Origin of the sequence: Arthrobacter sp. zg.Y820 (genome assembly GCF_030125555.1) — a bacterium.
Classification (GTDB): Bacteria; Actinomycetota; Actinomycetes; order Actinomycetales; family Micrococcaceae; genus Arthrobacter_B.
The window spans coordinates 97362-111975 of record NZ_JASKLX010000002.1; the positions used below are offsets into that span (position 1 = coordinate 97362).

The 14614-nt window shown below is 65.6% G+C and carries 15 protein-coding genes; 2 read left to right on the forward strand and 13 right to left on the reverse strand.

What is annotated here, in order from left to right; all coding sequences use genetic code 11:
- Positions 1–86: 86 nt before the first annotated feature.
- The 7 genes from QNN99_RS04055 to QNN99_RS04085 form a co-directional block, all read right to left on the reverse strand.
- The gene (locus QNN99_RS04055; RefSeq protein WP_229965151.1) at positions 87–458 is read right to left on the reverse strand and encodes a fluoride efflux transporter FluC; all 372 of its coding nucleotides are present in this window, start codon (positions 456–458) and stop codon (positions 87–89) included.
- Entirely contained in the window at positions 455–931 is a 477-nt protein-coding gene (locus QNN99_RS04060) for a fluoride efflux transporter FluC (protein ID WP_229965152.1), read from the reverse strand. The genes QNN99_RS04055 and QNN99_RS04060 overlap by 4 nt, the downstream gene beginning before the upstream one ends.
- Entirely contained in the window at positions 928–1743 is an 816-nt protein-coding gene (locus QNN99_RS04065; protein WP_229965153.1) for a class I SAM-dependent methyltransferase, read from the reverse strand. The genes QNN99_RS04060 and QNN99_RS04065 overlap by 4 nt, the downstream gene beginning before the upstream one ends.
- A 2-nt stretch (positions 1744–1745) precedes the next feature.
- Positions 1746–2555 carry a histidinol-phosphatase gene (gene hisN / locus QNN99_RS04070; protein ID WP_229965154.1) on the reverse strand — a complete coding sequence of 270 codons (810 nt, stop codon included), beginning with the start codon at positions 2553–2555 and terminating at the stop codon, positions 1746–1748.
- A gap of 112 nt (positions 2556–2667) precedes the next feature.
- Positions 2668–3783 (reverse strand): ribosome small subunit-dependent GTPase A, encoded by a 1116-nt coding sequence (gene rsgA, locus QNN99_RS04075; protein ID WP_229965155.1) that lies wholly within the window; start codon positions 3781–3783, stop codon positions 2668–2670.
- Positions 3783–5147: a 3-phosphoshikimate 1-carboxyvinyltransferase gene (gene aroA / locus QNN99_RS04080; RefSeq protein ID WP_229965156.1), complete on the reverse strand. Its 1365-nt coding sequence runs from the start codon at positions 5145–5147 to the stop codon at positions 3783–3785. The genes rsgA and aroA overlap by 1 nt, the downstream gene beginning before the upstream one ends.
- A gap of 4 nt (positions 5148–5151) precedes the next feature.
- Positions 5152–5733, reverse strand: coding sequence for a DoxX family protein (locus tag QNN99_RS04085; protein WP_229965157.1), 582 nt, complete (start codon positions 5731–5733; stop codon positions 5152–5154).
- A 201-nt stretch (positions 5734–5934) separates the two neighbouring features.
- On the opposite strand from QNN99_RS04085, the gene QNN99_RS04090 reads away from it, so the two are divergent.
- A complete protein-coding gene (locus QNN99_RS04090) occupies positions 5935–6774 on the forward strand; it encodes a sigma-70 family RNA polymerase sigma factor (protein WP_269439144.1) in 840 nt (279 codons plus the stop codon).
- Complete coding sequence (rsrA, locus tag QNN99_RS04095; RefSeq protein ID WP_229965159.1) at positions 6771–7031, forward strand: mycothiol system anti-sigma-R factor; 261 nt, start codon at positions 6771–6773, stop codon at positions 7029–7031. The genes QNN99_RS04090 and rsrA overlap by 4 nt, the downstream gene beginning before the upstream one ends.
- 96 nt (positions 7032–7127) lie before the next feature.
- Here the strand turns inward: rsrA and QNN99_RS17470 are convergent, their stop codons facing one another.
- The 6 genes from QNN99_RS17470 to QNN99_RS04120 all read right to left on the reverse strand — a co-directional run bounded on the left by QNN99_RS17470 (position 7128) and on the right by QNN99_RS04120 (position 14509).
- The gene (locus tag QNN99_RS17470) at positions 7128–7202 is read right to left on the reverse strand and encodes a 50S ribosomal protein bL37 (protein WP_369299106.1); all 75 of its coding nucleotides are present in this window, start codon (positions 7200–7202) and stop codon (positions 7128–7130) included.
- 91 nt (positions 7203–7293) lie between these two features.
- Entirely contained in the window at positions 7294–9081 is a 1788-nt protein-coding gene (locus tag QNN99_RS04100; RefSeq protein WP_229965160.1) for a dipeptide ABC transporter ATP-binding protein, read from the reverse strand.
- Positions 9078–10115 (reverse strand): ABC transporter permease, encoded by a 1038-nt coding sequence (locus QNN99_RS04105; protein WP_229965161.1) that lies wholly within the window; start codon positions 10113–10115, stop codon positions 9078–9080. The genes QNN99_RS04100 and QNN99_RS04105 overlap by 4 nt, the downstream gene beginning before the upstream one ends.
- 12 nt (positions 10116–10127) lie before the next feature.
- On the reverse strand, positions 10128–11660 hold the full coding sequence (locus QNN99_RS04110; protein WP_229965162.1) for an ABC transporter permease: 1533 nt from the start codon (positions 11658–11660) through the stop codon (positions 10128–10130).
- A gap of 110 nt (positions 11661–11770) precedes the next feature.
- Positions 11771–13525, reverse strand: a complete 1755-nt coding sequence (locus QNN99_RS04115; RefSeq protein WP_229965163.1) for an ABC transporter family substrate-binding protein — start codon at positions 13523–13525, stop codon at positions 11771–11773.
- A 384-nt stretch (positions 13526–13909) separates the two neighbouring features.
- Positions 13910–14509, reverse strand: a complete 600-nt coding sequence (locus tag QNN99_RS04120; protein ID WP_229965164.1) for a GDSL-type esterase/lipase family protein — start codon at positions 14507–14509, stop codon at positions 13910–13912.
- Positions 14510–14614: the final 105 nt, after the last annotated feature.

Consider the following 14614-nt stretch of genomic DNA (forward strand, 5'->3'; position numbering starts at 1 on the left):
TGGTGGGACTGGACTGGCTGAAGGACCCCGCGGGGTCGGAGCCCCAGATTACATGTGCCCGGGGGTTGGAGGACAGGTAGCGGCTCTCAGGCGGCGAGCAGTCGTCCGGCGCCGGCGGCTGCGACACCGAGCACCAGGTTGGCGGTCACATTCACTGCCGCAGCCATCCGCCGGCCATCGAGCCACAGAGTCAGCGTGCCCACGGTCCAGGAGCTGAAGGTGGTGAGGCCGCCGGCCAGTCCGGCGGCGGCAACCGGATATTCCCCGGGACCGATGGCACCTCGGGTCAGCAGCGCAAAGCACCAGCCGATCAGGAAGGATCCGGCTGCATTCACCAGCAGGGTCGACAGCGGAAAAGCGGCCTTCCCGGGGCGCTGCCGCCGGGCAAACCAGGAATCCAGGGCGAAGCGCACCAGCGCCCCCAGCACTGCTGCCGCCCCCACCCAGAGGGCTGTCACGACACGTCCCCTGGATGACGACGGACGCTGCGACGGCGAACGGCAGCGGCCGCTCCGGCACGGGACCCCAGCCACAGTCCGGCAGCGGCGGCGGCCAGGCCGCCCGCCAGGCTGAGGGTGAGGCTGCTGATCCAGACACCGTGCCGGCCGGCGCTGAGAGGGAGCTCGAGGGACAGGGCCAGCGCCGAGAAAGTGCTGAAAGAACCCAGGAATCCCGGACCCAGGCCGGCCTTGAGCCAGAAGGGCGTCTGCGGGCGGGACAGCCACCACGAGGTGAGGAACCCCAGGGCCAGACTGGCTCCGGCATTTATCCCAAGGGTGGCCCAGTCCACGGATCCCGGCTCCGGAGCAAACACCTGCAGCAGCCCGTATCGAGCCTCCGCACCGGCGAAGGCTCCGGCGGCGACGGCGGCCCAAACCGGCCAGCCCAGCCGGGGTGCTCCGGGGCGGCCGGTGCCGGGCTGCGGGGTCATTGGCCCGGCAGACCTGCAGCGGGGCGTGCGGCGGGGACCATGCGCCAGGAAAGCGTGAGGTAGGGCAGCTCCAGCGGTTCGCCGGGACGGTGGCCCAAATGTTCGAAGAGATACCAGGTCAGGTTGGCCATGACCTTCTCCCGGACCGGCGCCGCGGCGGAGAGGTAGTAGGACCGGGACTTGGCCAGTTCCATCAGGTCTTCCGGGGTCATCTGCTGGGACCAGTGCGTGGTGTGGGAGGCGTCAGGGACGAACTCCGGACCGACGGCCGGCCGGAAACCGGGCCGCAGCACATCGCCGGCGTGGATGATGCGGGAGTAGCGGTGCACCCAGGGGACGCTGACGTCCAGCTGGTTCCAGATGAGTCCCAGAAAACCGCCCGGGCGCAGCACCCGGGCAAGCTCGGTGCTCGAGGCCAGGGGATCGCACCAGTGCCAGGCCTGCGCCACCGTGGCAGCGTCCATCGAGGCGGTCGGCAGCCCGGTGTCCTCTGCCGTACCCACGACGACGGGAATCCCGGGCAGCGCCTGCTGCAGCTGGCTGAGCATGTCGGCCGAGGGGTCGACGGCGGTGGGCCGGTATCCGGCGGACACCAGGCAGCGCGTGTATTTGCCGGTACCGGCACCGATGTCGGCCACCTGCGCCCCCGGCGCAGCGGCCGGGCCGGAAACACCGGCGAAGAGCCACTGGACGGCTTCGGAAGGATATCCGGGCCGGATCCGGTCGTAGTGCTCCCCGCCGTCCTCGTAACTTCGCGCCAGCTGGCGGCGCCGCACTGCCTCCAGCCGCGGACCCGACGTTGTGCCTGCCACCGTTAGAGGAGGTCGTCCAGGCCCGGGTTCAGGCGGTTGAGCACCTCGCTGTGCAGGGCGCCGTTCGTGGCGAGGGCGTTGCCGCCGAAGGGCCCGTCCTCGCCCTCCAGTGAGGTGAAGCGGCCGCCGGCCTCGGTGATGATGGGCACCAGGGCGGCCATGTCGTAGAGGTTCAGCTCCGGCTCGCAGGCGATGTCGACGGCGCCCTCGGCCACCATGCAGTACGACCAGAAGTCGCCGAACGCCCGGGTGCGCCAGACGGACTCGGTGAGTCCGATGAACTCGTCGAAGTTGCCGCGGTCCTTCCAGCCGCCCAGGCTGGAGTAGGACAGTGACGCGTCAGCGAGGTTGGAGACGTTGGAGACCCGCAGCCGGGTGGCGGACGCCAGCGAGCGGCCCATGTAGGCGCCGGTTCCGGTGGCGGCCCACCAGCGCTTGCCCAGGGCGGGCGCGCTGACCACGCCAAGGACGGGAACGCCGTCGTCGACCAGGGAAATCAGCGTGGCCCAGACCGGAACGCCGCGGATGAAGTTCTTGGTGCCGTCGATGGGGTCGATCACCCAGCGGCGCGGCCCGGAGCCGGTGGAGCCGAATTCCTCACCCAGGACAGCATCCCGGGGACGGGCACGGGAGAGCTGCCCGCGGATCGCGTCCTCGGCAGCCTTATCCGCGTCGGTGACGGGGGTGAGGTCCGGTTTCGTTTCAATTTTCAGGTCCAGGGCCTTGAAACGGGACATCGTCTGATCGTCCACGGAGTCGGCCATGACATGGGCGAGTCGCAGGTCATCGTTGTAACTCTGAGCGAACGGCATACGGTTCAACTTATCCTTATTCGGTGGGCAGCGCCCACGATTACTCGGCTGTGGGCCTGTTGCGGTGCCGTTTCGGGAGTGCAGCTGCGTGCAGGCACCGGTGCTGCACGCCTCACTGGGCGCCCAATTCCTTGGCGGAGGCCCGGTTCTCGGTCCGGGTGCCGGATCCCAGCAGCCGCCGCAGCGATGCCAGCCGGGCCGGGCCGGCCGCGCCGGCCTGTCCCGATGCCACCCACGGATCCAAGCCGCAGTCCCGGGCCTGATCATCGTGGCGGCAGCCGCGTTCACAGGTTTCAGTGCCCGGCGCAAGATCGGGGAAGGCCTGCAGGATCCGGTCCGGGTCCACATGCGCCAGGCCGAAGGAACGGATGCCGGGCGTGTCGATGATCCAGCTGCCGGCGGGGGCGTCGAGGACCTTCAGCGCCAGGGCGGAGGACGAGGTGTGGCGGCCGCGGCCCGTGACGGCGTTGACGCCGCCGGTGGCGCGCGCGGACCCGGTGAGCGCATTGACCAGGGTGGACTTGCCGACGCCGGAATGCCCGACCAGGACCGAGACCTTCCCCTCCAGGTGGCTGTGCAGCTGCTGGACGGCATCGCCCTGCAGCCGGGCGGACAGGCCGTCGTCGGAGCGGGCATCGATGCCGGAGGCGTCATCGGCGGCGGTGCGGCTGATGATGACGTCCAGGTCCAGATGCTCGTAATTGGCCAGCAGCTCCGCCGGATCCTTGATGTCAGCCTTGGTGATGCAGAGCAGGGGAGAGATGCCGGCGTCGTAGGCCGCGACGAGGGCGCGGTCGATGAAGCCGGTGCGCGGCTCCGGATTGGCCGCGGCCACCACGATCACCAGCTGGTCGGCGTTGGCGACGACGGCGCGTTCCACCGGATCGGTGTCATCGGCGCTGCGGCGCAGCAGGGTGCGGCGGTCCTGGATGCGGACGAGGCGGGCCAGGGTGTCCGGCCCGCCGGAGACGTCACCGACCAGCGAGACCAGGTCGCCGGCGACCACGGGGTTGCGGCGCAGTTCACGGGCCCGGGCGGCGGTGACGATGCGTTCGGTGGGGGTGTCTTCGTCAACGACCGCGGTGTAGCGTCCGCGGTCAACGGTGATGATGCGCCCGGTGACCGCCTCGTCGTAGGCGGGCCGGTCCTTGGTCCGGGGGCGTGAGCCTTTTTTGTTGGGGCGGATGCGGACGTCGGATTCGTCCCAGCTGCCGGTGGAGCGGCCCATCAGCGGGTGCCTCCGTTCGGCTCGGAGCCCGGGGGCGGAGAAGCCGGGGAGGTGCCCGAGGCGGCCAGCTCCTGCCACAGCTCCGGGAATTCCGGCAGCGTCTTGGCAGTGGTGCCGATGTCCTGGACCAGGACGCCGGGAACGGCCAGGCCAATCAGGGCACCAGCGGTTGCCATTCGATGGTCTGCATAGGTTTCAAAGGTCCCGCCGTGCAGGGACGCCGGGCGGATCGCCAGGCCGTCGGCCGTCTCTTCGGCGTCGCCTCCCAGCCGGGTGATTTCGGTGGCCAGGGCAGCGAGGCGGTCCGTCTCGTGGCCGCGCAGATGCGCGATGCCGGTGAGGACCGAGGGAGAGTCCGCCAGGGCGCACAGTGCGGCAACGGTCGGCGCGAGTTCGCTGGTGTCAGCCAGCTCGGCGCCGTGAATGCGGCCGGTCCCGGTGACGGTCAGGGTTCCGCCGGACAGCGTCACCCGGCCGCCGAGCTGCGGCAGGATCTGCCGCCACCGATCGCCCACCTGGGCTGTCGAGTCGGGCCAGCCGGCCATGCGCACAGTGCCGCCGGCGACCAGTGCCGCCGCCAGGAACGGTCCGGCATTGGACAGGTCCGGTTCGATGGTGACGTCAAAGGCGCGGATGCGGCCGGGGGCCACCCGCCACTCGTTCGGCACTGAGTCATCCACGTGCACGCCGGCACCGCGCAGGACCTGCACCGTCATGGCAATATGCTCGCGGCTGGGCAGGGCGGCGCCCACATGGACGAGGTGCAGTCCGTTCCGGAAGCGTGCTCCCGCCAGCAGCAGGGCGGAAACGAACTGGGAGGAAGCACCGGCATCGATGTCCAGCCGTCCGCCGGCCACCTCCCCGGTGCCGCGCACTGAAAACGGAAGGGCGCGGGCGCCGTCGTCGTGCACGCTCACACCCAAGCCGCGGAGGGCGTCGATGGTTGCGGACATGGGGCGACGGCGGGCGTGCGGGTCGCCGTCGAAGGCCGTGGTGCCGTTCTTCAGGGCCGCCAGGGGCGGCACGAACCGCATCACGGTCCCCGCCAAGCCGCAGTCAATCTCCGTACTGGAGGTGCTCCCGGTTTCCATCGGATGCACCTCCAGGTCCGGCCCGAAGGCTCCTTCGCCCTCGACCTCCCGCACCTCCGCACCCAGCGCCCGCAGGGACGCGATCATGAGCGCAGTGTCACGCGAGTGCAGGGGGGCCCGAAGCCTGCTGGGCCCGTCGGCCAGTGCCGCCAGCACCAGGTACCTGTTGGTCAGGGACTTGGAACCAGGCACACGGACATCGGCGTCCAGCGGAGCGGAGACCCGGGGAGCGGGCCAGGGAGAGATGAGCTGCGGTTCGGCGGGGGAGGACATGTGGCTAGGAACCCACAATGCCGGCTGTGGTGGTGCGGACGGTGCGGTTGGCCTTCTTCAGCTGCTTGGCAGCGTCCTTCTGAATGGCGCGTGTCTTGCGGCCCGCGTCCTTGCCCAGCGACGAAACGCTGCGGCGGGTGTCGTCAGCGAGGTGCCCGGCACGCCAGGCGAGGCCGGGGCGGCCGTTGGTGTCGACTGCCACCAGCAGGACGGCGCCGATGAGTGAGAGGTTCTTCAGGAGGCCCGCACGGCGCGCCTGGCGTTCATCGGAGGTGTCGGTCTCCGCATTCTTGTACTCAACCACCGCATTCAGCACCGCGGTACCCGTAAGCAGCAGGCCGGACAGGCGGGGAAGCTTGCCCAAGGCGAGCAGCGCACCGGCACCTACCTGGGTTGCGCCGAGGACCTTGGCAACCAGCTGGGGGTTGGCGGTGACGGAGGCCGCAGCAGGGACCATGCTGCCAACGCGGTTCAGGGTGGGACGCAGCTGCTCGGCAGTCTGGTCGGCGTCCCGCAGGCGGTCAACCCCGGCCGCAATGAACCCCGTGGCGAGCAGCGGGCGGGCGAGCAAACGGACAACGGACATATTGACCTCCTGGTTGCCGCCCGGTCTCGGAATAGCCGGGCAGAATACTCTTAGTTTTGCACTTTTACGGAGCCGGCACATCTTATGCCGCCGGAGGGGCAGGAACGGTGCGGCGGAATAAGCTCCCGTACGGAAGCGTTGAGCGAACATACGGCATTTCCGCCAAGTGAGGATCTGCCGGCTTCAAGGGACACCGCGGCCATGGCTGCGGCGTCCCCGAATGCAGTGAGGAGAGTGAACGTGCCAGTTGCCTTGGTCACGGCAGATGCGCCGGTAACAGCCGGAGCACCGCCGGATGCAGCATCATTGGTTCAGCTGCGAGTGGAGTCGGGTCGCCGCACCGTAGACTTGAAATTGATGAGAACTGATGCGCCGGAAGGCAGCCCCCAGGTGGAAGACTCCGAGCTGGATGTCGCTTCCGAATCGGAAGAGGCCCGCAAGATACGTTTCGAGCGCGATGCCATGCAGTACGTGGATCAGCTCTATTCCGCGGCCATGCGTATGGCCCGCAATCCCTCCGACGCCGAAGACCTGGTCCAGGAGGCCTACACCAAGGCGTTCTCCGCCTTCCACCAGTACCGTCCCGGAACGAATCTCAAGGCCTGGCTCTACCGGATCCTGACGAATACCTACATCAACCTGTACCGAAAGCGTCAGCGTGAACCGCTGCAGGCAAATTCGGACGGGGTGGAAGACTGGCAGCTCGCCCGCGCCGCGGAGCACAGCTCCACCGGACTGCGGTCGGCTGAGGCAGTGGCCCTCGACCATCTTCCGGACTCCGATGTGAAGGACGCACTGCAGTCCATCCCGGAGGAATTCCGCCTAGCCGTGTATTTCTCCGATGTGGAGGGATTTGCGTACAAAGAAATCTCGGAAATCATGAACACGCCCATCGGTACCGTAATGTCCCGCCTGCACCGGGGCCGCAAAATGCTCCGCGAACTGCTCGCCGAATATGCACACGAACGCGGTATCCGCGGCAAGGCGGCACCTGCCGCCGCCGGTGCTGGCCAGACAAAGAAACAGGGGAACACGCTATGAGCGATTGCCAAAGCCTGGGCGATTGCGAGGACGCCCGCATCGAACGGCTCTACGAGTACCTTGACGGGGCTCTGTCCCATGACGACATCGTGGAAATCCAGGAGCACCTGGACGGGTGTCCCGAATGCGCCGAGGAACACGACCTTGAGTGCGTCATCCGCTCGGTGGTCAAGCGCTCCTGCACGGAGGCTGCACCGGAGACGCTCAAGGCGAGCATCCTGGCTCGAATCAGCCAGATCCAGACCGCCGACCACTAGTTGGCGGCGAGGGCCCAAAAAGAAGAACCCCCGGCAGCCGCAAGGCTCCGGGGGTTCTTCCTTAGTGGCGATGGGCCACACGGCTGAGTCCAAGACTTAAGTGTTGGGACGCTTACCGTGGTTGGCGCCGCCGCGCTTACGATCACGACGCTTGCGTGCACGCTTGCTCATAGCTGCCTCCTTCGTTTTGCTGAAAGTTCTGCCCTCCAGTGTCCCACAGGGTGAGCCCGACAACCTAAACCGGGGCCCGGATGCTTTCGGGTTACGAGACGGAACTGCCCGCGGCCATGATGGCGTTGCGCTGTTCCCGGCGCAGTGCCTGCTCGGCGGGATCCGGGACCGGCGCTGCGGCCAGCAACCGGCGCGTGTACGCGTCCTGCGGATACTTCAGCACCTGTTCCGTTGACCCCTGTTCGACCATGATCCCCTTGTTCAGCACGGCGATATGGCTGGCCAGGATTTCCACCACGGCCAGATCGTGGCTCACAAAGAGGCAGGCGAAGCCGTACTGCTGCTGCAGGTCCTGGAGCAGGGCCAGCACGCGTGCCTGAACCGAAACATCCAGTGCTGACGTGGGTTCGTCGGCCACCAGCAGCGACGGGCGCAGCGAGAGGGCACGGGCAATGCCGACGCGCTGGCGCTGCCCGCCGGAGAGTTCGTGGGGGTAACGGTTGCGGAAGTTGGTTGGCAGCTGGACGTCGTCCAGCAGGCCTTCAACACGGCGGTCCAGGTCAGTGCGGGAGAGCTTCTCGTGGAGGAACAATGGCTCACCGATGGATTCGCCAATGGACATGCGCGGGTTCAGTGAAGCCGCGGGATCCTGGAATACGATGGCGAATTTGCGCCGCAGGGGAAGCATCTCCTTGGGGGAGAGGCCGGCGATGTTGGTGCCGTTGATGTCCACGCTGCCGGCGCTGACCGGAAGCAATCCCGTGACGGCGCGGGCAATGGTTGATTTCCCCGATCCGGACTCGCCCACCAGGCCCATAACCTCGCCGGGGTTGATGACGAAGGAGACGTCCGAGACGGCTTTGAAGCCCGGCTGGCGGAAGCGGCCGGGGTATTCAATCGAAACACCCGTCAGCTGCAGGGCGGGGACTACGCCCGCATCCGGGGTGGCAAGGTCCGCCGACTCCCTGAGCACGGCCCGCGGGGCATCGGTGATTTGCAGCGAACCGTCGTCTTCCACCTCCACCGCGGACAGCACTCCGCCCACTTTGGAACCCAGATGGGGGACGGCAGCCAGCAGCTGCCGGGTGTAGTCCTCGCGCGGATTGTTGAAGAGTTCGGCCACGGGGGCCGCCTCAACGATGCGGCCCTTTTCCATCACCACCACCTTGTCGGCAAGGTCGGCGACCACACCCATGTCGTGCGTGATGAGCATGACGGCACTGTTCAGGCGCCTGTTCAGGTTCCGGAGCAGCTCCAGGACTTCCGCCTGCACCGTAACGTCCAGGGCGGTGGTCGGCTCATCGGCCACGAGCAGGATGGGATCGTTGGCAATGGCGATGGCAATCATGGCCCGCTGGCGCTGGCCGCCGGAGAACTGGTGCGGGTAGGAATCGTAGCGCCGCTCCGGTTCGGGGATTTCCACCATGCGCAGCAGCTCAAGGGCCCGGGCCTTTGCCTGGGCCGGCGAAGCATCAGTGTGCTGTTCGATGATCTCCTTGATTTGTTCGCCCACCGTCAGGACAGGATTAAGCGCCGTCATGGGTTCCTGGAAAATCATGGCGATATCGTTTCCGCGGATTTTCCGGAGGGCGGACTGCGGGACACCGATCAGCTCCTTGCCCTGCAGCTTGGCGCTGCCGGTGGACCGGCCGTTGCCCGGCAGCAGGCCCAGCAGGGCCATGGACGACATGCTCTTGCCGGAACCCGACTCGCCCACAATCGCCAGGATCTCGCCGGGATGGACCGTGAACGAGACATCCTCGGCCGCCATGACCCATTTGTTGTCCACGTTGAATTCGACCCCGAGGCCCGCTACTTCCAGGATCGGGGCCGTGGATGCCAGGGGGCTGACGTCGCTGTACAGGGGTGCCGAGCTCATGCCTTGTTCCTTGTCTGTCGGGGATCAAACGCATCCCGGAGGCCGTCGCCGATGAAGTTCACGGTGAGGGCAATGGCCACGATGAAGAGGCCTGGCCAGAAGAAGAGCCAGGGGCGGGTGGTCATGGCCGCCCGGTTCTCATTGATGAGTTTGCCCAGTGAGGTGTCCGGCGGCTGCACGCCCAAACCTAGGAAGCTCAGCGCGGTCTCCAGCAGGATGGCGCCGGAAATCGCCAGCGTCGCGGACACAATGATGACGCCCACGGTGTTGGGCAGGATGTGCTTGAAGATGATGCGGCTCGAGCTTGCGCCGACGGATTTGGCCGCCTCGACAAACTCCTTCTCCCGCAGGGAGAGGAACTCGCCGCGGACGATGCGGGCCAGGTTGGTCCACGTCAGCAGGCCAAGGAAGACCGCAAAGACCACGATGCCGAAGTCCGAGACGATGCTGGCAAGCACTGCGGCCACGACGAGCAGGGGGATGGTGATGATGACGTCGGTGAAGCGCATCAGGACCGCTTCAGTAAAGCCGCGGAAGTAGCCGGCCAGGGCGCCGATGACGGTCCCGACTGCGGTGCCCACAATGCCGACGATGAAGGCGATGGTCAGGGAAATCTGGGCCCCGCGCATGGTCATGGCGAAGTAGTCTCGTCCCAGGGTGTCCTGGCCGAAAGGATGGTTTCCCAGTCCGGTCCAGGACAGTGTGGGGGCTCCGCCGTCTTCCATCGGCATGACCGACGAGAAGGTATGCGGCCACCAGCCGGGGATGCGGATCGGCCCCACGGAGAGTCCGATCGAGGTGAAGGCCAGCAGGACGATGAAGATCAGTCCGCTCATGCCGGCGAGGGCACCCTTGTGGCGGAAGAACCTCTCCCTGACCAGCTGGCCCTGGCTTTTTGCGGCGGTAATCTCCGGATCGGCAGTCACTGCCCGGGTTGCGGGCGAGTCTGCGATGTTCGTTCGCTGGCTTTCCAGAGTCATGCTCGTCAGTTCCGGACTGCTGCCGGTGGTTCCGGACGGGATTTTTTCAGTCATGATGTCCGCCTATCAGTTCAGGCTAATGCGCGGGTCGAGGAACGCGTACGCGATGTCGGCCAGCATGTTGAAGGTCACCGCGGCTACGCCGGTCACCAGGAAGAACGCCATGATCACGTTCGGATCGACGTCGTGCAGGCCATCCGTAAACATCCTGCCCATGCCGCTCCAGCCGAACACGGCTTCCGTGATCACGGCACCGCCGAGGACTCCGGCGAAATCGAACGCCATCAGGGTGGTGATGGGGATCATCGCATTGCGGAAGGCATGCTTGACAACCACTGACCGTTCGTTCAGGCCCTTGGCCCGTGCCGTCCGGACGTAGTCCTGGTTCATGACTTCGAGCATGCTGGCACGCGTGTACCTGGTGTACGTGGCGAAAGAGATCAGCATGATGGCGATCGTGGGCAGTACCAGGTACAGGGCGTAATCCAGGTTGATTTCCCAGAAGGTGCCCTCCAGGTTCGGCGTCGATGAGCCGGTGGTGGGAATAGGACGGCCGCCATTTTTACGGGACAGGGAGGGGTAGGCACCGAGGAGTGCGTCGATGAAGACGAAGAAGCCGATACTCAGGCCGATGACTGCCGTGAGGTTGCGGGTCTGCTTGGCATAGGGTCCGCCGACGAAGTGGCCGATGGCCAGTGATACGAGCACCGTCAGGACCGCAAGCCCGGCGATGATGGTCCAGCTCGGGTCTTCCATCAGAGGCTGGGTCACCAGGTATCCGATGAATCCGGCGGCTGCCGTGGCAAGTGCGGCGACCAGGATGCGGCGCCGGCGGAAGCCCGCCAGCATGGCCGTGATGCCAAGTGCCAGGCCAAAAGCCGTGAAGAACAGGCCAATCGGGCCCAGCCCCGGTGTTTTGAACCAGTTCGAGATGAGCAGCAGATAGAACGTGACCGAGGTGCCAACGGCAACAATGGCGAAGACACGCAGACGGCGCCGCCGGTCTCCGCCGAGGGCTACGGCCCCGACGATTCCGGCAACCAGTCCTATGCCTGCTATGCCCAGATACGACATTTGGGGATTAGAGAGCCAGGTGTTCAGGTTGATCGCCAGGTACTGCTTGAGCAGGGTGGAGAGCCAGAACAGCGGCATGGAGAAGAGCAGGAAAGCAACGAAGGTGATGGAGTAATCGAAGACGCTGTACTGGCGCAGGGCGGTGACCAGGCCGATCGCAACACCGAGGAAAAGGGCGACGAGGGTGGCGACAACAACGAGCCGGAACGTCGAGCCGATGGCGGTCTGCAGCTGTTCGATGACGGGATTGCCGGCCCGGTTCAGGCCCAGCGTGCACTCGGCGCCCCCGGGAATGATGCACCGGCCCACTTCCTGCAGCCACAGCAGGTAACGAACCGCCACGGGTTCGTCCAGGTGGAGCGCCGCAGTGGTCTGGGCGATGCGTGCGTCGCGTTCAGCGCTTTGCAGTTCGAAGAATTCTTGGAGGGGATCTCCCGAGTTGACGGCCAGGACGAACATCAGCACGGTGGCTGCGAGCAGGATGAAGAACGAGGTCACCGCTCTTTTAAGGATGAAGAAGAACACCGAAGGCTCCTATGGGGATGGTACGAAAAGCCGTTGCGGCACAAAGCCGGGATGGGCAGACCACTGGTCTGCCCATCCCGGCTTCTAACCGTTGAGGCGCGAGGCCTTGGTTAGGCCTGCTTGGTCCACTTGAAGGCGTTCCATGTCACGCCGCTCTGAGTGGGGTTGTACTCCACGTTCTCCATGCCGGAGTTGTGGGCAACAATGTCGGCCTGGGTGTAAAGAACGACGTTGTAGACGTCCTTGGCCAGTTCCTCTTCGAGTTCCTTCTTCAGCTCCAGCACCTTGTCGGCTTCAGTGGTGCGGGCAATTTCGTCCCACAGCTCGTCGACCTTTTCGCTCTTGAACTTGCCGTAGTTCTGGACGCCCTCGGAGTCGTAGATCGACTGTGCGCTGGCTACCAGGCCTGAACCGGACCAGCCGAAGAGTGCGGCATCCCAGGAGCCGAGCTCATCGAGCTTCGCGGTCCACTCGGCGTCGGGGGTGGCGATGATGTTGAAGCCGGCCTGGTCGCAGGAATCCTTGATCAGGGCAGTGATATCGGCGCGCACCTGGCTTGCCGACGAGAACAGCATACGGACGTCAACGGGCTCGGTCTTGCCGGCCTCTTCCATCAGCGCCTTGGCGCCTTCGAGGTCAACCTCGTCGTATTCGCTGGCGGACGGGGCTGCTTCAAGAACTTCGTCGTATTCCGGCTGCGACTGCTGGAAGTCGCGCAGGTTCAGCACGGTGGCCTCCGGGTCGACCGGCTTGACGAACTTGTCCACGATGTCCTGGCGCGGAACGCACTTGGAGAAAGCCTGGCGGACCTTGAGGTCCTTGAACACGCCGTTTTCGGACTGGTCCAGGTCAATGTGGGTGAACGTCATGCCCGTACCGGTAAGCAGGGAGACCGACTCACCGATGGCTTCGATCTGGTCCTTGGTGTCACCGGTGGGACCGGACGGTTCAATGATGTCCACGTCACCGTTCTGCAGCGCCTGCACGGCTTCGGTGTCCTCGATGGTCTTGAAGACAATGCTCTCCGTGGCACCCTGGCGCTCTTCGCCCCAGTAATTCTCATTCTTGGTCAGCGTCAGGTTTCCGCCGGCTGCGTTGTCCAGAATGTACGGGCCGGAGGAGGGGATCAGTGCTGCATCGGGAAGCGAGGGGAGGCCCTCGGCATAACCCCAGCCGGTGTTCCAGAACTCGGCAACAGGCTTCAGGGAAGCCAGGTCGTTGTCCTGGATCGCGGCGACGAGTGCCTCGCCGTCGTTTTCAACGCTCAGTCCGCCCTGCTCAGCCGCGATATGGGCGGGCATGAGGGAACCGATCATCACGTTTTCCCAGTCGGCGTACGGAGTCTCGTAGACGTACTCGAACTCCTTGGACCCGGCTTCGCCCTCGGGCATCGACAGGTATTCGTAGCCGTTGTTGGAGGAGGGCTCGAAGATTTCGGCTTCGCCCTCCAGGACCTTGCCGGAGAAAGCCGCCCAGTTCAGCAGGACGTCGTCGAAGTCGATCGGCGTGCCGTCGGACCATACGGCGTCCTCGTTGATGGTGTACTTCACGGTCAGGGGATCATCACTGACCTTTTCGAAGGTGCCGAACTCCTCGTTGCGGATGACGCCTTCGGGGCTGTACTCCGAGAAGTTGCTGTGCACCAGGTTGTCCACGTAGGTGTTGTACACGCTGTTGGACTTGGACGTTCCGCCGTTGTAGAAGTCCGGCGCCTGGCTAATGGCTACGGAAATGGACGACGCGAGGTTGGCGTCCTCCGTGGTGTCGGATTCGGCGGTTTCGCCGCCTCCGGCTGAACCGCAGGCGCCAAGGAAGAGCGCTCCCACGGAAAGTGCGGCAAGAGTTGCCGTGCGCTTTGTACGCATTCGTAGTCCTAACTGAGGATGAGTCGTCAGGAACCACCATCGGCGGCTCCCCCAAAGCGGCCGTGATGACCGCCACATGTCCGAAAGACTAGCCACTATTTGTTTCCAGTGTGCAAACTGTTAGCGGATGTTAACCGATCGTTACCTGAGCGGCTTGGGGAAAAGCGGTGCAGGACCATGTCAGGGCGTCGCCGGAGCCTGCGCCGCGGAGTTTCCACCCGCTGTTCTGCGGGCGTGTCGCAACGGCGCGGTGTGCGTCAAGGGTGCCGTGTCACGGGCACAGTTTGTCTTAACGAAACGAGGGCCCTCGGCTGCTGCCGGGGCCCTCATTTCAATACGGCTTATTCGGATGTCCTCTCAGGATGTCCGGTAAAGCCTTGCCGCTCAGTTCATTTCCGGCAGGTCCAGCCAGCGGTACCACCCGCGGTGCAGGACCAGCCAGGCGATCAGGCCGTAACCTGCCTGCCCGGGAGTGCCGCCGTTGGAAGCCAGATCGGTGCGCCACTGCTCGTGATTCAGCAGCGGGGTGAGGGTGTCCACATACACATGCTTGCGCCGTGTCGTCACGTCGCCGAAAGCAGCGGACAAATCCGAAATTCGGCGGTTCCGCTCAGCATCCAGGCAGGGCGGGGGGCCCACAACGAAGACTTTAATGTTCATCTGCGCCGCACCGTCCAGGATATTGGCGAGGTTGAGGCGGCTGCGCGCCGTCGACAAGCCAAGGTCAAGGTCGCGGTCCGACAGCCCGATTACCAAGCGGTTCTCGCAGCGGTCATCGAACCGGCGTCCCGCTTCCTGCAGCCAGCGGTTGGCGAGGGATTCAGTCCCCTCCTGGGGCGCAGCCAGTGCGTACGCCTGAACGCTCACGTTTTCGGGCGTGGTGCGGGCCAAGACTCGGCCCAGCCAGCCCAGGGCCCGCGGGTCTCCGTGCCCGGCCAGCAGCTCGTCCCCAACGGCTGCAAGCCTGATTTTGCGTTGTTCCACTAGTCACCTTCTCCGGTCACAAAAAACGGGGTGGGGGGCCCCCCGGGCCCCCCCCCCACATAGCCAACTGGCGTGCGCACGGGGTGGTGTCAAGGGTGTTCGGCG